The sequence below is a fragment of the Sphingomonas sp. H160509 genome (genome assembly GCF_024124765.2).
In the GTDB taxonomy this organism is placed as follows: domain Bacteria; phylum Pseudomonadota; class Alphaproteobacteria; order Sphingomonadales; family Sphingomonadaceae; genus Sphingomonas.
The window spans coordinates 2874542-2893660 of the sequence record NZ_JAMXSR020000002.1 but is presented as its reverse complement, the minus strand read 5'-3'; the positions used below and the strand labels follow the sequence as shown (position 1 = coordinate 2893660).

Here is a 19119-nt window from a genome sequence, read left to right as displayed (position 1 = left end):
GAGAAGGCGGATCGAGGGACAGGTACCTCGATACGGGCCCTCGACTTCGCTCGGTCCCTACTCGGCACGAACGGCAACTGAGATGCTAGGCTTCGGCCTCTCGATCGAGCCCCAGCTTTGGGCGCTCGTGTTCGTAATGATCCGCATCGGTGCGACGTTCATCGCCGCGCCGGTGTTCGGGTCCGTGTCGGTCCCCCTGACCGTACGAGTCACGCTGTCGGGCGCGATCGGGTTCCTCGTGCTTGCCGCCCACCCGATCGTCCCGCCGCAGAACATCTTTGCGGTCTCCACGATCCTCTCCGCCGCCGCCGAAGCGCTCGTCGGGCTCGCACTCGGCTTCGTGCTCCAGATCGCGTTCGCCGCGCCCGTCATCGCCGCCGAGATCATCGGCGGCGCGATGGGGCTCGGTTTCGCGTCCTCGATCGATCCGCAAAACGGCAAGTCATCCCCTGCCCTCGGCCAGTTCTTCTCGATCATGCTGACGCTGCTGTTCCTGTCGGTCGACGGCCACCTGATCCTGATCGACCTGCTCGTGAAAAGCTATGACGTGCTCCCCCCGGGCGCCGCGTGGATCGGCGTCGAGCGGTTGAAGGCGATCGCGTTCTTCGGTGGCTATGCGTTCTTCGCCGGCCTGCTGCTTGCGCTCCCGGTCGGCTTCCTGCTGCTCTGCCTCAACATCGTCGTCGGCATGCTGAGCCGCGCCGCGCCTTCCCTCAACCTGTTCGCGGTCGGGCTCCCCGCCAGCCTCGCGGTGGGCGTCGTCACGCTGGCGATCGCGTTCCCGACGATGGGCGACTACATGCTCGTAATCGTCCGCGAAGGCCTCGCCGCGACCGAAAACCTGGTGCTCGGCTGATGTCGGAGGATTCGGGCGAAAAGACTGAAGCACCAACCGCAAAGCGCAAGAAGGATGCGGTCGAAAAGGGCGACATCCTTAAATCGCGCGATTTCGCGACCGCGCTGAGCATGCTCGCCGGCGTCGCGTGGCTGATCTACGCGGGGCCGACGCTGATCTCGGCGTGCAAGGCGATCATGAGTTCCAGCTTCCAGTTCACCCACGCTGACGTCGAGGATTTCTCCCCCTGGCGCCCGCTGATGGAAGCCGGCGGCAAGCTCGCGCCATCGCTCATCACGCTATTCATCGTCAGCATCGGCGCCGCGATCCTGAGCCAGGCGGGGCTCGGCTCGCTCGGCTTCAACGGCGGCCTGCTCGCCCCCAAATACAGCCGCGTCGATCCGGCGGCGGGGCTCAAGCGCATCTTCGGTGCGAACGGCTGGATCGAACTTGGCAAGTCGTTGCTGAAGGTGATCCTGCTCGGCACGATCGGCGGCTGGATGCTGTGGAACGCCGCGCATTCCACAATGGGGCTCGCCTCGTCCGCGGATCTCAACCAGGCGCTATCGACGCTCGGCGGGATCTTCAAGGGCATCCTGATCGCGATGGCGTTCGGGCTGTGTGCGATCGCCGGCATCGACCTGCCGATCCAGATCATCCGCCGCCTGGGCAAGATGCGGATGTCCAAGCAGGAGGTGAAGGACGAGCACAAGTCGACCGAAGGCAATGGTGAGGCGAAGGGCCAGATGCGCGCCAAGATGCGCGCGATGGCGAGCGGCGGCCTGCGGAAATCGGTCGCGGAGGCGCATGTCGTGCTGACCAACCCGACGCACTTCGCGGTGGCGCTGCGCTACGATCGCGGCAAGGACCAGGTGCCGGTGGTTGTCGCCAAGGGACGCGGCGCGACCGCGCTGGCGATCCGCGAACTGGCCGGCGAAGGCCGCGTGCCGATCCTCGAATATCCGACGCTCGCCCGCGCGGTCTATTATACGAGCAAGGAAGGCCAGGAGGTCCGCGATGACCTCTACACCGCGATCGCGACCGTGCTCGCTTTCGTCTTCGGGCTGAACGCGGCGGCGGGCGGTACGGCCGGCGGGGTTCAACCCTTCGTCACCGTACCGAAGGATGCGAGGTTCGACGAAAACGGCATGAAGCAGGCCTAAACATTCGCGCCGCGCAGCCGTTCTTACAGATGAGCGCGCACGTGCAGGGACTCGACCATGGTAACATCGACCACCAGCACGACGGCCACGCCGACTCCCACACCCGCAGCGACTCCCGCCAATGCGCAAAGCGTCGTGAACGCAGCAACGCAATCGCTGCTGGCGTCGTTGAATGCCGGTTCGGGCATCGATACCGGCACGCTCGTTCCCGCACTGGTCACCGCGCAGTTCGCGACCAAGACCGCCGCGTTGACGGCGAAATCGACTGCGCTGACGTCGCAGATCTCTGGGATCAGTTCGCTGAAAAGCGCGATCACCACCTTCTCCAGTGCGCTCGATAGCCTGGTGAAGGGCGGCACGCTGCAAACGCAGCCGACCAGTTCCGACATCAGCTCGATTTCCGCCACGGCGATCAGCGGCGCGAAGGTTTCGACACTGTCGTCGACGATCTCGGTAACCCGCCTCGCTACCGCTCAGGTTGCCGGGACGAAGGTCGCGATGGATCGCACCAAGCCGCTGGGATTCGGCAATCTGACGCTTACGGTCGGCACTGCAATCTACACCGATGCAAAAGGCAACAGCGTCAAGGCGGGAGTGGATGGGGCGATATGGGCAGGCCTGGATCCAGACTTCAGCAAGCGCACCGCCTTCACGATCACCGTCGGCGCCAACGACACCATGGACACGGTCGCCGCGTCCATCAACGCGACGAAGAGCGGCGTCACCGCCTCGGTCGTGTCGGATGGCAAGGGCGGCGCGTTCCTTTCGGTCAAGGGTGCGACGGGCGATGCGCAGGCCTTCACGCTGAAGGGTGCCAATTCGAACGCGATCGATGTCGGACCTCCCGGTTCGGGTGCGAGCAACACGCAGCTCAGCAGCAGCGCGCTGAACGCGCAGCTGACGGTCGATGGCATCCCTGTCGAGCGATCGAGCAACACGATCAGCGATCTGGTCGACGGCGTGAAGCTCCAGTTGAGCACAATATCCAAGGCGCCCGTCACGCTGTCGAGCACGCCGCCGACCGATGGCCTGACACAGGCGGTCAACGACGTGGTCGAGACCTACAACCAGATCCCTCGCGATCATCAACGAACAGACCGACCCGGTGACCGGCGTGCTGCGCGCCGATCCCGCCGCGGCATCGCTGTTGCGCTCGCTCAAGGCGTTGACGCTCAAGCCGCTGGCGACCGGGGCGGCACCAGGCGTGCCGACTACGCTTGCCGAGATCGGCGTTGCGACCAACCGCGACGGCACGCTCCGCGTGGACACCGCGCAGCTTGCGAAGCAGATCGGCACCAACCCCGCCGGGATCGAAGCGATGTTTGCACCCTCGACGAGCAACCCGGCCGGGCTGTCCGTTGTCCTAGGCGCGCTGGCAAAGAATGCGACGAGCACGACCGCCGGCCTTGGCGCATCGACCGCACGCTACACCGCTGCGCAGAGCGATGTCGCCAAAGAACAGGACAAGATCACCGCGCAAGCCGATCAGATGACGACGCGGCTGACCCAGCAATATGCGAGCATGAACTCCCGCGTGTCGGCGTATAAATCGACGCAGACCTTCCTCACCAACCAGATCGCCGCGTGGAACAAGAGCGACTGATGGCCTACGCTTCCACTCTCGCGCGCGACCCGTTCGCCACTTATCGCCAGATCGATGCCGTCGGTCGTACCGCGACCGCGGACGGCCCGGCGCTGGTGCAGCTGCTCTACAAGGGAACTCGTCGCGGCCCTGCGCGCGGCGGGTTGGGCCTGCGAAAACCGCAAGTTCTCGATAAAGAGCGAGCGCGTCACGCGGGCGACCGCGATCCTATTCGCGCTGGAGGCCGGACTCGATTTTGAGAATGGCGGCCAAGTGTCGGAGACACTGTCGCGACTATATGCCGGTGCGCGGAAGACCATCGTCAACGCCTCGATCGGCCACGATCCGCGACCGTTCCGCGACTCTGCCGACATGCTTGATGAGATCGCACAAGCCTGGCGGACTGCGAGCGCCACGTAGCGCTAGCGCTTGAACCAGTGTCGCATCGAGAAATACGCCACGACACCCACCGCGATCAGCACGCAGGCTCCGGCGATCGCGTCGAACGCCCACGGCTCCTCGGCATAGGGCAGGCCCTTCACGTTCATACCGTACAGGCCGGTCAGGAACGTCAGCGGCAGGAACACCATCGCCGCGATCGAGATGATCAGCGAGCGGTTGTCGATCTGTTCGGCGCGCAGGTCGGTCAGCGTCTCGTGGATCAGCGCCGAGCGTTCGCGGATCGATTCCAGTTCCTCCGCCATCCGCGCGGCGCGGTCCGCCGCAGCCGCCAGATGCAGCCGATCGTCGTCAGCGAGCCACTCGCCGGGTAGCGCCGCCAGCTTCTCGAGCGCCGCGCGTTGCGGGCTGAGGAAGCGTTTGTAGCCGATCGCCGCGACGCGCACCTTGCTGACCGCGCGGCGCAGTTCGAACACGCGGTTGGCGTCGAGCTGTTCCTCGCAATCGTCTAGTTCGTCGCCGAGCGTCGCCACATCGGGATCGAGATCGGTGGTGATCGCGGTGGCGAACGCGGCGATCAGGTCGCCTGGATCGCGCACCTCGTGGTGCTCGACCATCTTCTCGACTTCGGCGACCGCGATCAGCGGCTTCCGCGTGACCGAATAGACGCGGCCCTTCACCGCCCAGATCCGCACCGACGCGAGCAGGTCGGACGTGTCGAGCTCCTCCTTCGATCGCCCGCGCAAATTGAGGAACGCGCCGTCGCCGACCGCCTCGCAGCGCGGTCGGGTCTCGGTCGCGGTGAGCGCGTCGACGACATAGTCGAGCAGCTTCGCCTCGTCGCGGAGCCACGCCTGCGCATGCTCGGCGGTGGTCGACAAATGCACCCAGACGAGGTCGGCGGTGCAGGTGAGCGCTTCCTTGACGTCGACACGCGTCGCTTTCCCATCGACGATCCGGAATGCGAAACCGCTCATCGTGCCATCTCGACTTCGACCGACAGGCCGGTGCCGGGATTGGCGGGCATCGCCGCGCACAGTCGTGCAGCATCGGCGCGGGCGCGGTCGAGGATCGCCGCAGGGACGTCAGCGCCGTGATAAACCCGGTCGGCGCTGGCGAGCGCGCGCGCCTGGCGGAGCGTCAGGTCCTCGGGATCGTCGGACAGCAGAACGAGGGTTATCGCCACGTCGCGCTTTGCAGATAACTTGGCGGTTGGGGCCAACCATGCGTCGACATCGTGCGTCGGCGATAGCGGGTCGAGCATACCGCCCGCCCCCATCGCCGTGGCGAGCGCCCGGCGGCGCTCCCCCATATCGGGCCAGCGCTTTCGCAACGTGCCCCGCGCGGCCTGCAACGCCAGCGCGAGTTTGCCGAGATCGGCCGGAATGAGGGCCTCCAGCCGCTGGCGCAACGCCGCCGCCAACCCGGCCGATACGCCGCTCGTGCCGATCGCGATCAGCACCGGGGCGCGGTCGACGATCGCGGGCAGCGTAAAGTCACACAGCGCCGAGCGATCGACCGCATTGACCAGGATGCCGCGCGCTTTCAGCCGTGCGACCGCCGCCAGCGCTTCGTCTTCGTCGTCGATCGCGACGATCGCGAGCGCCGCAGTCGCCGCCTCGCCGACGACATCTGCTCCGGCGCGATCGAGCAACCGGCGTTTCGCGTCCGCCGCCTCGCCCTCGCCCAGCAGGATGACCGGACGCCCCGACAGCCTGACGAACAGCGGCAGGTTCTGTATCACCGCTTGAGCCATTCGGGCACGCGCTCGGCGGCCAGGATCGTCTCCGGGTGGATGCGGTCGGCAACCACCGCGAACCGGTCGCCGTCGACCAGCACCTCGGGCACCAGCGCGCGGCTGTTGTAGGTCGAGGCCATCGTCGCGCCGTACGCGCCCGCAGTGCGGAATATACCGAGATCGCCCGACTTCACCGCGTCGATATCGCGGCCCATCGCGAAGGTGTCGCCGGTCTCGCACACCGGCCCTGCGATGTTGGCCATCATCCGCTCGCCGCTCGGCGCGACCGCGACAAAATCGTGATACGCGTCGTACATCGCGACGCGTGCGAGGTCGTTCATCGCTGCATCGACGATCACATATGGGTTCACGACGCCCGGCTTTACCCAGATCACTTCGGTCAGAAGCACACCGGCATTGCCCGCGATCACGCGACCGGGCTCGAACATGAGTTCGACGTCCCAGTCCGCGGTCGCGCGTGCGACCATCGCGCCATAGTCGGCGGGGCTCGGCAGCACGTCGTTGGGCTTGTAGGGCACGCCGAGACCGCCGCCGAGATCGACGCGACTGATCGTGTGACCCGCAGCGCGCAGCTCCGCGACCAGCTCGCCGATCCGCGCATAGGCGGCCTCCAGCGGCGCGAGATCGGCCAGCTGGCTGCCGATGTGGATCGCGACACCGCGCAGATCGAGCCCGTCGTGCTTCGACAGGCGGTCGAACATCGCCACTGCCTGGTCGATCGCGACGCCGAACTTGTTCTCCTTGCGCCCGGTCGAGATCTTCGCGTGCGTGCCGGCATCGACGTCGGGGTTCACCCGCAGCACCGCCGGCGCGCGTTCGCGGCGCGCATGGGCGAGCGCGGCAAGGACTTCGCCCTCCTCCTCCAGCTCCAGATTGAACTGGCCGATCCCCGCATCGAGCGCCTGCGCCAGTTCGCGCCGCGTCTTGCCGACGCCCGAGAACACGATGTCCGACGCCGGGATCCCCGCCGCCAGCGCGCGCTGCATCTCGCCGGCCGAGACGACGTCGGCGCCGTATCCCTCGTCGGCGAGAACGCGGAGCACCGCGACGTTGGGGTTCGCCTTGATCGCATAAGCCAGATGGACGCGCCCGGCGCCCTTCAGCGCGTCGCGAAACACCTGCGCATGACGGCGGAAGGTGGCGGTCGAATAGACGTAGACCGGCGTGCCGACTGCCTCAGCGATCGCCGGCAGGGCGACGTCCTCGGCGTGCATGACACCGTCACGATAGGCGAAGTGATCCATGATTCAGGTCTTCAATTCGGCGGCGGCAGGTCGAACTCGTCGCTGCGGCGCGGCTGGGACGTGGTGAGCAGCTCGTCGCTGCGCTGCGGGCGTTGCTGCGTCGTGGGGGTCAGCAACTGCTCAGGAGTCGGCGGCGTTTTCGCACCGTAAGGCGCAATCGGGAGCGTCTTGCCCTCCGCCGGGACGAGCCCGTCCGCTGCGCCGCAACCCGATAGGGCGAGTGCCAAACCCACGATGCCAAAAAGCCGTTTCATGCCGTTTCCCCCCGCGCTGCACGGATCGCAGCGCGCACATTGTCGGGCGCGGTGCCGCCGAAGCTGGTCCGGCTGGCGACCGACGCATCGACCGAGAGCACGCCGTACACGCGTTCGTCGATCCGCGCATCGATTGCCTTCAGGTCCTCGATCGGCAGCGCATCGAGCGCGACCTTGCGCTCCTCGGCCAGCTTCACCGCGCGCCCCGTCACATGGTGTGCCTCGCGGAACGGGAGGCCAGCCTCGCGCACCAGCCAGTCGGCGAGATCGGTCGCGGTCGCAAAGCCGCTCTCCGCCAGCCCGCGCATCCGATCGGTGCGGAACGTCGCGCTCTCGACCATCCCGGTCATCGCCGCGATCGACAGCGCGAGCAGGTCGTGCGCCTCGAACACCGGCGGCTTGTCGTCCTGCATGTCCTTAGAATAGGCGAGCGGCAGGCCCTTCATCGTCACCATCAGCGCGGTCATGCAGCCGAGGATCCGTCCGGCATGCCCACGCACGAGCTCGGCGGCATCGGGATTGCGCTTCTGCGGCATGATCGAGCTGCCGGTCGACCATTGATCGCTCAGCGCCACGAACCCGAACGGCTGCGACGCCCACAGCACGAACTCCTCGGCCAGCCGCGACAAATGCAGCGAGGTCTGCGTCGCGGCGGTCAGATACTCGGTCGCGAAATCGCGGTCGCTGACGCCGTCGAGCGAATTGGTCATTGGTCCATCGAAGCCAAGCGCCTCGGCCGTCATCTCGCGGTCGATCGGAAAACCAGTGCCAGCCAGCGCCGCCGAGCCGAGCGGCGATCGGTTCATCCTTGCGCGCGCATCGGCAAACCGCCCGACGTCACGCGAGATCATCGCATGATACGCCATCAGGTGATGCCCGAGCGTCACCGGCTGCGCCGACTGGAGATGCGTGAAGCCCGGCATTACGCTCGCCGCATGTTCTTCCGCCCGCGCAAGCAACGCCGCCTGGAACCCGGCGAGCGCCGCCAGCGCCTGGTCGATCGCATCGCGCACCCAGAGCCGGAAGTCGGTCGCGACCTGGTCGTTGCGCGACCGTGCAGTATGCAGCCGTCCCGCCACCGGCCCGATCGCATCGGCCAGCCGCGCCTCGGTCTGCATGTGGATATCCTCGAGGACCAGATCCTCCTCGACGCCGTGCTCGGCATAATGCGCCGCCACCGTATCGAGCCCGGCGGCGATCGTCGCGGCATCCTCGGCCGATACGATGCCCTGCTTGCCGAGCATCGCGACATGCGCCTTCGATCCGGCAATATCCTGCTGCCAGAGGCGCTTGTCGAAGGGAATGGAGGCGTTTATCTCGCGCATGACCGCTGCCGGCCCTTCGGCGAACCGCCCGCCCCACATCGAATTGGAACCGTCCATGTTCTCGCGTCCTGTGTTCAATTCGCGCCCAATCATCTGTTTCGTCGGGATGGGCCTGCTGGTCGCCGGCTGCGATAGGAAATCGCCCGCGCCGGAGCAAGCAAACGTCGTCACCGCGAACACCGTGTCCGCCGACGAGGTCGCGTCCGGCCCAACCCCCGACGAAGCGACGGGCCCTGCCGCCAGCACCGAAAAGCTCGACCGCAGCCACAAAGGCGAGACCGGCCCGACGGTTGCCTTCACCGCGCCCGATGGCAAGTCGGTCACGCTCGCCTCGTTCAAGGGCAAGCCGTTGCTGCTCAACATGTGGGCGACCTGGTGCGCGCCGTGCGTAGCGGAAATGCCGACGCTCGATGCCGCCGCCAAGTCGCTCGCCGGCAAGGTTCAGGTGATCGCGGTCAGCCAGGACATGCAGGGCGCGGAGAAGGTGACGCCGTTCTTCGCCGAGAAGAAGTTCACGACGCTCAAGCCGTATCTCGATCCGAAACTGGGCCTCAGCCTCGCCTACCAGGCGAACCTGCCGACCACGATCCTGTACGATTCGGCGGGCAAGGAAGTCTGGCGGATGACCGGCGGGTATGAATGGAACACGCACGCCGCCTCAAAGCTGATCGCCGAGGCATCGTAACGCGTTGATCCGGCTCGGGGATCTTGAACAGGGTGTGCCGACCCGCCTTGGTGACGAGCCAAAGGTTGATGGCGAGCCGGCACACCCCTCTAACGCGTCCGGCTATGCCAAAGGTGTAAACAACATCGAAATGCGATGAACCGAGTACGGCCATACTGGCGGGCGAGCGCATACGCGTCGTCGAGCGTCAACCTACCAGTAGCGGCTACCCGGCACGCCCTTGAACGGTCCCGCGAGATCGGCGGTGATCCAGCCGCCGTAAAACTCGCCGGGCTGTGGGATGACGCGTTCGCCATCGACGAGGCACTCGTCGAACGGGCCTGCATAGAACGCTATGTGGTCGCGCAAAGCTGCAAACGCGGGCGTCGGCGACGGATAGCTCCAGGCGACATCGCGCAGGACATCGCCCGCGATCTCGACATCGTAATAGACCGCGTTGCCCTTCCATTCGCAGAAGGATTGCCGCGTGGAACGCCGGAGCGCCGACATCAGGATATCGGAGGGCGGGATATAATAGCTGGGCGCATGGCTCGTCTCGATCGTGCGGACGCTGTGCCGCGTGTCGGCGAGCAACACCTCGTGGTGCTCGATCAGGACATGACGATCGCTGCGCTGCGCGATCGCCGGACGCGGATAATCCCAGACGCTTTCCTGGCCCGGTCGCGCGGTATCGGGAACGACCGGCCTCATGCGGTGCGATCCACCTTCCGGGCGAAAGACTGGAGGCGAGGCCGAAGGTGGAGAAACGCCCGATACACTCGCTCAAGCCTAGCCAGGACGACCGGGTTGCGCGCTGCCAGCCCCAGCGGTCGCAGCAGCGGGATGGCGCGCCACATCGCTGCGAAGGCCGCGGCGCCCGACAGCATCCGGTCCCCTTCGCGCGCATGAAACCGCGCCAGCATCGCGCTCCGGTCGATCGGACAGCTCGTTTCGCCGTTGCTGGCATCGACGAAATCGATCGCGCCACGTCGATCGAGGCGACGCATCAGCGCGATCTCGCGTCGGCACAGCGGACATCCGCCATCATGCCAGACCGTCAGGCGGGTCATGCCTTGTCCGGGTCGCCGGACCGGTTCCGCTCCCAGATGCGCTCGGCAAGCAGGGTCGCGAAACCAAGCCAGGCTACGAACGGGATCGCAGTGGCCGCCGCAGTGCGATCGACCTTGGCCGCAGCCGCGACATAGCCGGCACCGCTCGCGATCATCGCACCCGACGCGACCGCGCTGGGGCCGAGTGCCTTGCGTCGAAAGAACAATTCGGTCCAGCCGCCGACCATGCCGGTATTCAGCAACCAAAGTCCGACCGCGAGGTTGCGCGGCGCATCGGCGGGGCGGCGCAACAACCGATAGCCGCCGACCGCGAGGCCAGTCTCCAGAATCGGCCATACCGCGCCGAACGCGGCGTCGGGCGGCGTGTAAGCTGGTTTGTCGAGCCGTTTGTACCAGCGGCGAATACCGGGATGCAACGGATCGGGCGCGTTACGGCGCCCGAGCACCGCGCTGGCGCCGAGCACCCCCACGACGACCGCCAGCGCAGCCGGACGGGACAGGCCGCCGCCACGCTCGTCCGTGATCGCATCGCCTGGTTTCTGGGTCATGCTCGCCGTCCTCATCCCCGGGCACGCCGCCCGCTGACATCACAGCGAAGCAGCAGCCACGACGTTCCGTGGCCAGCGCGGCGATCGTTACCGTCGCAGCGTCACGGTGCCGCAGCTTGCCCTCTTCCCGTTCGGACTCAATGCGATCTACGCTACGAACTCTTCGGGCAGAAAGCGGTCGGCGACGATCTCGAAATGGTCGCCGTCGACCAAGACCTGTGGGCTGAGCGGGCGGCAATTGTAGCTCGACGCCATCGCGGCCCCGTACGCCCCGGTCGCATGGAAGACCGCGAGATCGCCGCGGCGAACCCGGTCGATATCGCGGGCGAGCGCGAACACGTCGCCGCTCTCGCAGATCGGTCCGGCAATGTTCGCGACCATGCGTTCGCCGTCCGGCGCGACGGCTTCGAAGCGGTGGAAGGCATCGTACAGCGCTGGTCGAGCCAGATCGTTCATTGCGGCATCGACGATGACGAAGGGGCGGTCCGCCCCGGGCTTTACCCAGATCACCCGCGTCATCAGGACGCCGGCGAGGCCTACGACGACCCGGCCCGGCTCGAAAATAAGGTCGACATCCCAGTCGCGCGTCACCCTAGCGACCATGGCGGCATAGGCGTCGAGCGTCGGGACCACGTCGTCGACACGGTAGGGGATGCCGAGGCCGCCGCCGAGATCGACGCGAGTTATGCCGTGGCCGCACGCGCGCAGTTCGATCACCAGCGAACCGATGCGCTCGTACGCGGCCTCCAGCGGAGCAAGATCGTGGAGCTGGCTGCCGATGTGGAGCGCGACCCCGACCAGATCGAGACCATCGAGTCGCGACAGGCGATCGTACATCGCGGGCGCATCGGCGATCGCCACGCCGAACTTGTTCTCGCGCCGGCCGGTAGAGATCTTGGCATGCATGCCGCCATCGACGTCGGGATTGACGCGCAATACCGCGACCGCCCGCTTGCCACGCGCCTGGGCAAGCGCGGCGAGCACCCGCCCCTCCTCCTCGAGCTCGAGGTTGAACTGCCCTATGCCGGCGTCGAGTGCATCGGCGAGCTCGCGGTCGGTCTTGCCGACCCCGGAGAAGACGATGTCCGATGCGGCGATACCGGCTCCGAGCGCGCGGCGCATCTCTCCGCCCGAGACGATGTCGGCACCGAAGCCGCAGCCGGCCAGCAGATGCAGCACCGCGCTGTTCGGGTTTGCCTTGACCGCGAACGCCGTCCGCGTCCGCGGCAGGATCGACAGCGCCGCTGTGAAACGCCGGGCCGCGTCGCGCAGTGCAGCCGCCGAATAGACGTGGACGGGCGTACCGACGGCTTCGGCTATGGCCGGCAACGGCACGCCTTCGGCACACAGGACACCGTCCCGCCGATCGAAATACGTCATGATGATCCTGGAGGCTCGAGGTCAGGGATGCGGTTGGTCGAGTCGGCGGCGATAGCGACGGACGCGGACGGCATGGATCGCTTCGGCGGTTCGTGCATGACCGTGGCGTTCGGCGCGAAGTGCGATGATGACCCGCTTGCCGTTGATCGCCAGCGTCAGGCCCAGCAATGCGAAGGGGAATACGAGCATGGCGCGTGCCGAGCCGTCCATTGCAACCGCAACGCTGCACGCGCCCACGCACAATGCCAGGCCGATCCCCCGCCACAGGATGTCACGCTTCGTCATGCTTCGGCACCGTGGGCAAGCCACGTCGCGTCGTCGCCGATGACGATCCGCGCTGCATTCCCCAACGCCGACGCCACCTCCGGCCGCCGGTCTTTCGCCATGCCGTGACAGATCACGAGATCGGCTGGCAGGTCATGCTCCTCCAGCAAGGCGGTGACCATGTCCGCCACCTCGAACGTCGTGCCGATCGCAAGGTTGGTGCAACGGCTCGCCGCCGCGCGGGCGCGACCGATCAGCGCAGGGGATCCGTCGATCCCGCGCCCTTCGATCGCCGTGAAACCGAGCGACCGGGCATGATGCACCGCTTGCAGGAGGAGCGAGCCCGCGCCGCAATCGGCATCGACGATGCGGACCGCGTGACGCCCGTCGTCACGCAACGTTGCAAGGGCGGCAGCGATGACCGGCCAACGCGGATCGTGGGTCGCGTTTTTCGACCCTGGCATCGCGGTTTTGGTCGCGATCTTCGGGCTTGGACCGGTGTGAAGACGGTTCAGGCGAGTTTGCGTGTTCATTGCCATCGCTTCCGTCATGCCGCCTGCGGCAGTGCGCGCTCGTCGCGACCTACGGGGGGCGAACGAGATGACCGGGATCAGCGGCACCTTCGCGATCTCGACGCTCGCATGATAGATGTCGCACTCGGCCTGAGCGTAGTTCATCGCCGCGCCATAGGAGATGAAACGCCCCTCGAGGTTGCGCCTGCTGTCCTGCACGAGCCAATGCCCTGCGCGATCCTGGCCGACATAGATGACGAGCCCAGTATAGAGCCCGGTAGGATCGGGTTCCGATATGGTTTCAGACGACATGTCGCCTCATTGCCTTTCGTATCGCGAGCGTCGTGCCCGCGCTCATGATCTACGAGCCGCAACATAGCGCTGCGAGATCGATCCCCACGGATCGCATAGCGCGCGCATAGTGTTGCCCTCGCTTCACCGCGTTTCGGATATCTCGAGGTACTTGAGCCTGATAGCTGGGTAGTGGCCTGCTGGTCCCGACGAGGGTTGGCTCAAACCGCCGCCCGTCTCTTGGCGATCGACGCGATAGAGCCTGCCGACTGCGCGTTGCCGAGGGATCGCTACGCCATTGCACGCGCTACGTTTTCCGGCAGGCAATGCCGAAAAGCCAACTTTCAGCGACCTCGTTAAAGCGCGTCGCCCGTCGATAGCGAACGCCCATGCCGTACGTGAATTGACGTCCACGTCGGATTTCAGTGAGCCCGCGATTGCCGCTGCCGGGTAGCGAAATCAGCAATTCAACCAGATCCTGATCCAGTCGCCCGGCGTCGTGCAGGACGGTTTCGGCAAGTTTTACGTCCGCCACGACCATAACGTCCCGCAATACCGCATCAACGGCAAGGACGATCGCCGGCCTCAGCCCCGACTGGATCATAGTCGGCCCACCTATCCAGTTCAGTCGTGATCGGATTTGCGACGTCATGGTTTCTCACGACGGAGTCCACTCCGGATCTTCTCGCCACGAAAACACCTGCTCAGCCGTCGGGCTTCGCAGTGTCACTTGGCTACATACAAACAGGACCGTTCGGACACGTTACCAGCTCGAGCCGGCGCCTATAGGCCACGCCATGCGAGCGGGTGTGGCAGGACGTCAGCGGAATAGTCGACCTGGAGCACGCGGCGTCGCCGCGGCTGTTCGGCAGGGAGCGATGCGTGGACGATAGGCGTAGCGTAGAGCCAGGGCGTGTCGATCGGAAGCGCGGCCAAAGCAGTCTCAAGGCGAACGAGCGCAGGTTCGTCCGGCGCCTGCGGGAAGAATTCGGCGCCGTCTTGGTCGAGATTAAGATCGAAGGGTTGATCGAGCCTTTCAAACATGTCGATGCGGGTAGCGAGGCCGCCGCCGCGGTCGACCTGACACCGCTTCTCGACAGCTGCTGCCCGAAAGTTCGCGTTTACGACACGTCCAGACGGTGCACTCTTGAGCGTACCCGAACAGATGATTTTGGAAAACGGGTTGATGGAGGGCGACATAGACATGCCAAGATCTAGCCAAATGACATCGATCGCACGGTAAAGCCCAGTAGCAGGGTGCTTGCGACGGCGCGTGCGTCGGGGCCAAGCGCTTCGTCGGGGAGTTCGCCGGCGCTCCAAAACGACAGGGCGCCGCGAAACCCTAGGGCGAGTTGCCTCGGCAGGCAGTCTAGCGCGTAGGTCCGGCAATTCTCCGGGATGCCCTCGCCCGCTCCCAGCGCGAGCGTCCACAATGCGGTAGAGCGCGCCCAGGCCTGACCCGCCGAACCACCGGTCGTGCCGATCCAGCTCATCACGGCGCGGTTCACACCGGGTTCCTCCAGCATCACCGCGACGGCCGTGTCTACAGCGAGCAGCACGCGGGATGCAGCGTCAGGCGGAAGCCGCGCTTCGGCGAAGCGCATTGCCATCGTGTCCGTCCGACGTTCGGACAGCGCGTGCATGATAGCCCCCTTGCTTCCGAAGTGATTGAACGGCGTGGCGAAGCTGACGCCGGCTTCGGCGGCGAGGTCGCGCATAGAGAAGTCGGCCTTGCCACTCCGCAGCAGTCGTTCCGCAGCGTCGATCACCCGTTGGCGCACGGGCTCACCCCCGGATCGCAATGTTCTCCCGTGTCTTGTCTCGTGCCATATCGCTATCTATATCATGATATACAAACCTAGTATAATGGAGTTAGCCCGTGGCAACCATCACCGCCAAGACCTTCCTCATCACCGGCGTGAGTTCCGGCCTAGGCCGCGCGTTTGCCGAGGGTGCGTTGGGCGCCGGCCATCGCGTGATCGGCACCGTGCGCAACGAGGGCGACGCCGATACGTTCGCCGTACTCGCAGCAGCGGGCCGTGCATATCCCCTGATCCTCGACGTGACCGACTTCGCAGCGATTCCAGCCGCCGTGGCCGAAGCGGAGCGGCACACCGGTGCGGTCGAAGTGTTGGTGAACAATGCCGGATACGGTCACGAAGGCGTGTTGGAGGAATCGTCGATGGACGATCTTCAGCGTCAATTTGCGGCCAACGTGTATGGACCAGTGGCGATGATGAAGGCCGTGCTTCCCGGCATGCGCACGCGTCGTCGCGGCCACATCGTCAACGTGACCTCGATGGGTGGCTTTATCACGATGCCGGGGATCAGCTTCTACTGCGGTAGCAAGTTCGCGTTGGAAGGCATCTCCGAGGCGCTTGGCAAGGAGGTGGCGGATTTCGGCATTCGGGTAACGGCCTTGGCACCAGGCCAGTTCCGGACGGATTGGGCAGGACGCTCGATGGATCGCACCCCGCGCAGTATTTCCTACTACGACGCCGTGATGGACCCGATCCGGGCAGCGCGCCAGGCCAAGAGCGGCAATCAGCCCGGCGACCCGTACAAGGCGGCACAGGCTTTGCTAGCGATAGTCGATGCCGAGACCCCACCGGTACGCCTGTTCCTGGGCGAGGACGCGCTGGGCGTGGTCCATCAGAAGCTTGATGCGATGAAGGCCGAGATCGCCGCATGGGATGCGCTCTCCCGTTCAACCAGCTTCGCATCGTGACCGCCTGAGCGCCGGTGGGTTAGTCGGAGGCGCTGCTTGAGGATGGAACTTCGGCAGAGCCACCCGCCTCAGCTGTCCGGCACCATCTTTTGGCAAATGTCGATCACGGTCTCTCGCAGCCACCGGTGAGCGGGATCGGCGTCCATCCGTGGATGCCAGATCGCCGACACGGCAATCTCGGGGGGTAGGAACGGGAAGCGGGAACGCACAGATTCCTTCCGCACCCGGTGCTTTGCGACGAAAACCCAAACCGGGCACGAGCGCGATCAGGTCCGACTGCCTGGCGATCCGCAGGGCGTCGGAAAAGCCCGGCACGACCACCATCGTATCGCGGCTCAGCCCCAGCTCGGCCAGCGCGGCATCGACCGGGCCGGTGAACGCGCCCCGGCGGGACGCAGCGACATGCCGACAGGCTGCGTAGCGCTCAGGCGTGATCGCGCCCGAGAGCAGCGGATGCCCCGTTCTCGCCGCTCCGACGAACCGGTCTCGGAAGATGAGGCGCGTGCGCATTTCGGGTGCGGAAACACCGAGTACGCCGATTTCGAGGTCGATCTGCCCCGCGCGTAGCGGCCTCGGCGTTCTTATCGGGCTTCGGCGCGAAGCGCAGGCGGACACGGGGCGCCGCCGATGCGATGTCGGCCACCAACGGACCGCAGAACATCTCGACGAAACCTTCGCTCGCGCGGATGGTGAAGACGCGGTCGAGCTCCGCCATGTTGATTTCGCCAGTTGGCGGCTTGAGGACCATGCGAACGTCGCGCACGAGTGCGTGGACGACATCGCGCAGCTCGATCGCCCGCGGCGTTGGCACCAGGCCACGTCCTGCTCTAACGAGGAGCGGATCGCCAGTAGCGTTGCGAAGCCGCGTCAAGGTCCGGCTCATCGCCGACGCGCTCAGTCCCAGCTTTCGCGCGGCCCCGGTCACGCTCCCCCTCGGACAGAAGTGCGTCGAGTGCATCAAGCAGGTTCAAATCGAGGTCGGTCATAGCCGCGACCATGCTCGATCCAGCTGCAACACGATAGGCGTCTGGTGCAATGATACTGTGCATCCACTGCGTCTGGCGCATTGATCGCGGCTGAGTAGATATTGCCCCGACATACTTCGGAGCATCCCATGACCCAAGACACCTTCAATCCCGGCACAATCCTGCTGATCGGCGCATCGCGCGGCCTGGGTCTCGGTTTGGCCGGTGAGTTCGCGAAGCGCGGATGGCATGTCGTCGCCACCGTGCGCGCGGGCGCCCGAACCGAACTGCACGATCTGGCCGAGGCGCATCCCGATCGTATCGAGATCGAGACCGTCGATATCGCGCAACCGCAACAGATCGCCATGCTGCGCGACCGTCTCGCCAGCAGGGTGTTCGACCTGCTGTTCGTCAACGCCGGCACTGCGAACATGGAGGACGAAATCGCCGGCGAAATCACGACCGAGGAATATGCGCGCGTGCTCGTGACGAATGCGCTCGGTCCCATGCGCGTGATCGAAGCCTGCCGGAATCTGGTCGCAGCCGATGGGCTGATCGGGGTCATGTCATCGGGCCAGGGCAGCATCACCAACAACACCAACGGCCTTCACGAGGTCTATCGCAGCAGCAAGGCGGCGCTCAATCAACTCGTACGGAGCTACGCGGCGCGACATGCAGAGGATCGCCGCGCGCTGGTGCTGATGGCACCCAGCTGGATACGAACCCAGCTCGGCGGGCCAAAGGCGCCGTTCGGTGTGGACGATAGCGTGCCTCTGATCGTGGACGTGCTGCTCGGCCGTCAGGGCAAGCCGGGTCTCGCCTTCCTCGATCGCGATGGAAACACGGTGCCATGGTGACCGAGCCAGCAACGACGCTGATCGGCATCGAGGAACACTTCCTGACACCGGCGATCGAACACGCATGGCATGCGATCGGGCTGGAAGCGTCCGATCCGAGCGTCGGCTACCATCGAGGCGCGTTCGGACGGCGCCTCGTCGACCTCGCAGACGAAAGGCTCGCGCTGATGGACGAAACCGGCCTCGACGTTCAGGTGCTGTCGTTGACCACTCCCGCGCTGCACGATCTCGGCTCGGAAAGCGTAGAGTTGGCACGACGCACCAACGATGCCTTGGCGGAGGCGGTCGCACGGCACCCGACCAGGTTCCAGGCGATGGCGACCCTGCCGGTGTCCATGCCTGACGAAGCCGCGATCGAGCTCGAGCGCTGCGTTTCGACGCTAGGCTTCAAGGGCACGATGCTGTGCGGCCGGGTTGGCACGCGCCACCTCGACGACCCGGCATTCGCGCCCGTTCTCGATTGTGCAGCAGCACTGGGCGTGCCCGTGCTGTTGCACCCCCGCACACCACCAGCGCTGGTACGAGAAGCCTATTACTCCGGCTTCTCGCCGATCGTGGACGCCGCCTTCGCGACCGTGGGACTGGGCTGGCACTATGACGCCGGCATCCAGTTCCTACGCCTCGTTCTGGCGGGCACATTCGATCGCCTGCCGAACCTCCAGGTGATCCTCGGCCATTGGGGTGAACTTGTCCTCTTCTACGCGGAACGCCTCGCGGTCATGGACCGCGTCGCGGACCTGTCCAACCCGATCGCGCACTATTTGCGCCACAACCTGTACGTGACCGCCAGTGGTATGTTCCTACCCCACTATCAGGAGCGAGCGATGGCGGTCGTCGGCCCGGACCGGCTGCTGTTCTCGACCGACTATCCCTACCAATACCGCGAAGGCGGCGACGCACGTCGCTTCTTGGCAAGCTGCGGTCTGAGCGATGCCGACAAGGCGGCGTTCGCGCATGGCAACTGGCTACGGCTGACGAGCGATGCAGCCGCATAGCCGTTCGATGCCACCCATCGCGCAGACCAAGGATCACAACCCTATGGCCGATTTTGCAGGTGCCCTGAGCCCGGTTCGCCCGCATGATCGCCCATCGCGCAACGGTCGTCTCGACAGAGAAGCTTGCAGATGATCTCTTATCGATAACGGTCGAGGCAACCGGATTTAGGCGTGACGTGGATACCCGGCGAGAAAGTAGCAATCGCGACGCACTCGGTATTAGAAACGCACGCGTACACACCATTCGAAAGAGATGGGGACCTGGACCGGCTCCGAACCTTAGG

Annotated in this window: 24 protein-coding genes and 1 pseudogene; 9 read left to right on the top strand and 16 right to left on the bottom strand. The window is 65.7% G+C overall.

What is annotated here, in order from left to right; translation table 11 throughout:
• The first annotated feature begins 82 nt into the window (after positions 1 to 82).
• From fliR to NHF48_RS15960, 5 genes and pseudogenes are all read left to right on the top strand, one after another.
• On the top strand, positions 83 to 856 hold the full coding sequence (gene fliR / locus NHF48_RS15980; protein WP_253071666.1) for a flagellar biosynthetic protein FliR: 774 nt from the start codon (positions 83 to 85) through the stop codon (positions 854 to 856).
• Complete coding sequence (flhB, locus tag NHF48_RS15975; protein WP_253071665.1) at positions 856 to 1998, top strand: flagellar type III secretion system protein FlhB; 1143 nt, start codon at positions 856 to 858, stop codon at positions 1996 to 1998. The genes fliR and flhB overlap by 1 nt, the downstream gene beginning before the upstream one ends.
• Before the next feature lie 57 nt (positions 1999 to 2055).
• A pseudogene (gene fliD / locus NHF48_RS15970) lies at positions 2056 to 3012 on the top strand (flagellar filament capping protein FliD); the annotation flags it as partial.
• A 91-nt stretch (positions 3013 to 3103) separates the two neighbouring features.
• A complete protein-coding gene (fliD, locus tag NHF48_RS15965; RefSeq protein WP_253071664.1) occupies positions 3104 to 3601 on the top strand; it encodes a flagellar filament capping protein FliD in 498 nt (165 codons plus the stop codon).
• Positions 3602 to 3655: 54 nt separating this feature from the next.
• On the top strand, positions 3656 to 4000 hold the full coding sequence (locus NHF48_RS15960; protein WP_253071663.1) for a flagellar export chaperone FliS: 345 nt from the start codon (positions 3656 to 3658) through the stop codon (positions 3998 to 4000).
• Between the two features lie 2 nt (positions 4001 to 4002).
• Here the strand turns inward: NHF48_RS15960 and NHF48_RS15955 are convergent, their stop codons facing one another.
• From NHF48_RS15955 to argH, 5 genes are read right to left on the bottom strand one after another with little or no spacing between them, the layout of a single operon-like run.
• A complete protein-coding gene (locus NHF48_RS15955) occupies positions 4003 to 4956 on the bottom strand; it encodes a zinc transporter ZntB (protein ID WP_253071662.1) in 954 nt (317 codons plus the stop codon).
• Positions 4953 to 5735 (bottom strand): precorrin-2 dehydrogenase/sirohydrochlorin ferrochelatase family protein, encoded by a 783-nt coding sequence (locus tag NHF48_RS15950; protein ID WP_253071661.1) that lies wholly within the window; start codon positions 5733 to 5735, stop codon positions 4953 to 4955. The genes NHF48_RS15955 and NHF48_RS15950 overlap by 4 nt, the downstream gene beginning before the upstream one ends.
• Positions 5720 to 6982: a diaminopimelate decarboxylase gene (lysA, locus tag NHF48_RS15945; protein ID WP_253071660.1), complete on the bottom strand. Its 1263-nt coding sequence runs from the start codon at positions 6980 to 6982 to the stop codon at positions 5720 to 5722. Before lysA (NHF48_RS15945) ends, NHF48_RS15950 begins: the two co-directional genes overlap by 16 nt.
• An 11-nt stretch (positions 6983 to 6993) precedes the next feature.
• Positions 6994 to 7236: a hypothetical protein gene (locus NHF48_RS15940; RefSeq protein ID WP_056061645.1), complete on the bottom strand. Its 243-nt coding sequence runs from the start codon at positions 7234 to 7236 to the stop codon at positions 6994 to 6996.
• Complete coding sequence (argH, locus tag NHF48_RS15935) at positions 7233 to 8600, bottom strand: argininosuccinate lyase (protein WP_446741217.1); 1368 nt, start codon at positions 8598 to 8600, stop codon at positions 7233 to 7235. Before argH ends, NHF48_RS15940 begins: the two co-directional genes overlap by 4 nt.
• Before the next feature lie 16 nt (positions 8601 to 8616).
• Here argH and NHF48_RS15930 point away from each other — a divergent pair, with 16 nt between their 5' ends.
• Positions 8617 to 9246, top strand: a complete 630-nt coding sequence (locus NHF48_RS15930; RefSeq protein WP_253071658.1) for a TlpA family protein disulfide reductase — start codon at positions 8617 to 8619, stop codon at positions 9244 to 9246.
• 192 nt (positions 9247 to 9438) lie between these two features.
• Here NHF48_RS15930 and NHF48_RS15925 read toward each other — a convergent pair whose 3' ends face one another.
• The 9 genes from NHF48_RS15925 to NHF48_RS15885 all read right to left on the bottom strand — a co-directional run bounded on the left by NHF48_RS15925 (position 9439) and on the right by NHF48_RS15885 (position 15071).
• On the bottom strand, positions 9439 to 9936 hold the full coding sequence (locus tag NHF48_RS15925; RefSeq protein ID WP_253071657.1) for a DUF427 domain-containing protein: 498 nt from the start codon (positions 9934 to 9936) through the stop codon (positions 9439 to 9441).
• Positions 9933 to 10295, bottom strand: coding sequence for a thiol-disulfide oxidoreductase DCC family protein (locus NHF48_RS15920; RefSeq protein WP_253071656.1), 363 nt, complete (start codon positions 10293 to 10295; stop codon positions 9933 to 9935). The genes NHF48_RS15925 and NHF48_RS15920 overlap by 4 nt, the downstream gene beginning before the upstream one ends.
• The gene (locus tag NHF48_RS15915) at positions 10292 to 10843 is read right to left on the bottom strand and encodes a TspO/MBR family protein (RefSeq protein WP_253071655.1); all 552 of its coding nucleotides are present in this window, start codon (positions 10841 to 10843) and stop codon (positions 10292 to 10294) included. Before NHF48_RS15915 ends, NHF48_RS15920 begins: the two co-directional genes overlap by 4 nt.
• Positions 10844 to 10990: 147 nt before the next feature.
• Positions 10991 to 12223, bottom strand: a complete 1233-nt coding sequence (gene lysA / locus NHF48_RS15910) for a diaminopimelate decarboxylase (RefSeq protein WP_253071654.1) — start codon at positions 12221 to 12223, stop codon at positions 10991 to 10993.
• Positions 12224 to 12244: 21 nt separating this feature from the next.
• A complete protein-coding gene (locus tag NHF48_RS15905) occupies positions 12245 to 12508 on the bottom strand; it encodes a hypothetical protein (protein ID WP_253071653.1) in 264 nt (87 codons plus the stop codon).
• Positions 12505 to 13311, bottom strand: a complete 807-nt coding sequence (locus NHF48_RS15900) for a class I SAM-dependent methyltransferase (RefSeq protein WP_253071652.1) — start codon at positions 13309 to 13311, stop codon at positions 12505 to 12507. Before NHF48_RS15900 ends, NHF48_RS15905 begins: the two co-directional genes overlap by 4 nt.
• Before the next feature lie 286 nt (positions 13312 to 13597).
• On the bottom strand, positions 13598 to 13894 hold the full coding sequence (locus NHF48_RS15895; protein ID WP_253071651.1) for a hypothetical protein: 297 nt from the start codon (positions 13892 to 13894) through the stop codon (positions 13598 to 13600).
• A 179-nt stretch (positions 13895 to 14073) separates the two neighbouring features.
• Positions 14074 to 14334, bottom strand: a complete 261-nt coding sequence (locus NHF48_RS15890) for a hypothetical protein (RefSeq protein WP_253071650.1) — start codon at positions 14332 to 14334, stop codon at positions 14074 to 14076.
• Positions 14335 to 14504: 170 nt separating this feature from the next.
• The gene (locus NHF48_RS15885) at positions 14505 to 15071 is read right to left on the bottom strand and encodes a TetR/AcrR family transcriptional regulator (RefSeq protein ID WP_253071649.1); all 567 of its coding nucleotides are present in this window, start codon (positions 15069 to 15071) and stop codon (positions 14505 to 14507) included.
• 98 nt (positions 15072 to 15169) lie between these two features.
• Here NHF48_RS15885 and NHF48_RS15880 point away from each other — a divergent pair, with 98 nt between their 5' ends.
• Positions 15170 to 16018 (top strand): oxidoreductase, encoded by an 849-nt coding sequence (locus NHF48_RS15880; protein ID WP_253071648.1) that lies wholly within the window; start codon positions 15170 to 15172, stop codon positions 16016 to 16018.
• On the opposite strand, the gene NHF48_RS15875 is transcribed toward NHF48_RS15880, so the two are convergent.
• Positions 15998 to 16558 carry a LysR substrate-binding domain-containing protein gene (locus NHF48_RS15875; protein WP_342454756.1) on the bottom strand — a complete coding sequence of 187 codons (561 nt, stop codon included), beginning with the start codon at positions 16556 to 16558 and terminating at the stop codon, positions 15998 to 16000. The genes NHF48_RS15880 and NHF48_RS15875 overlap by 21 nt on opposite strands.
• Positions 16443 to 16943 (bottom strand): LysR family transcriptional regulator, encoded by a 501-nt coding sequence (locus NHF48_RS15870; RefSeq protein WP_253071646.1) that lies wholly within the window; start codon positions 16941 to 16943, stop codon positions 16443 to 16445. Before NHF48_RS15870 ends, NHF48_RS15875 begins: the two co-directional genes overlap by 116 nt.
• Before the next feature lie 189 nt (positions 16944 to 17132).
• Here NHF48_RS15870 and NHF48_RS15865 point away from each other — a divergent pair, with 189 nt between their 5' ends.
• Together NHF48_RS15865 and NHF48_RS15860 are read left to right on the top strand one after the other, a co-directional pair.
• A complete protein-coding gene (locus NHF48_RS15865) occupies positions 17133 to 17840 on the top strand; it encodes an SDR family oxidoreductase (protein ID WP_253071645.1) in 708 nt (235 codons plus the stop codon).
• Positions 17837 to 18835 carry an amidohydrolase family protein gene (locus NHF48_RS15860; protein WP_253071644.1) on the top strand — a complete coding sequence of 333 codons (999 nt, stop codon included), beginning with the start codon at positions 17837 to 17839 and terminating at the stop codon, positions 18833 to 18835. Before NHF48_RS15865 ends, NHF48_RS15860 begins: the two co-directional genes overlap by 4 nt.
• The last annotated feature ends 284 nt before the right edge of the window (positions 18836 to 19119 follow it).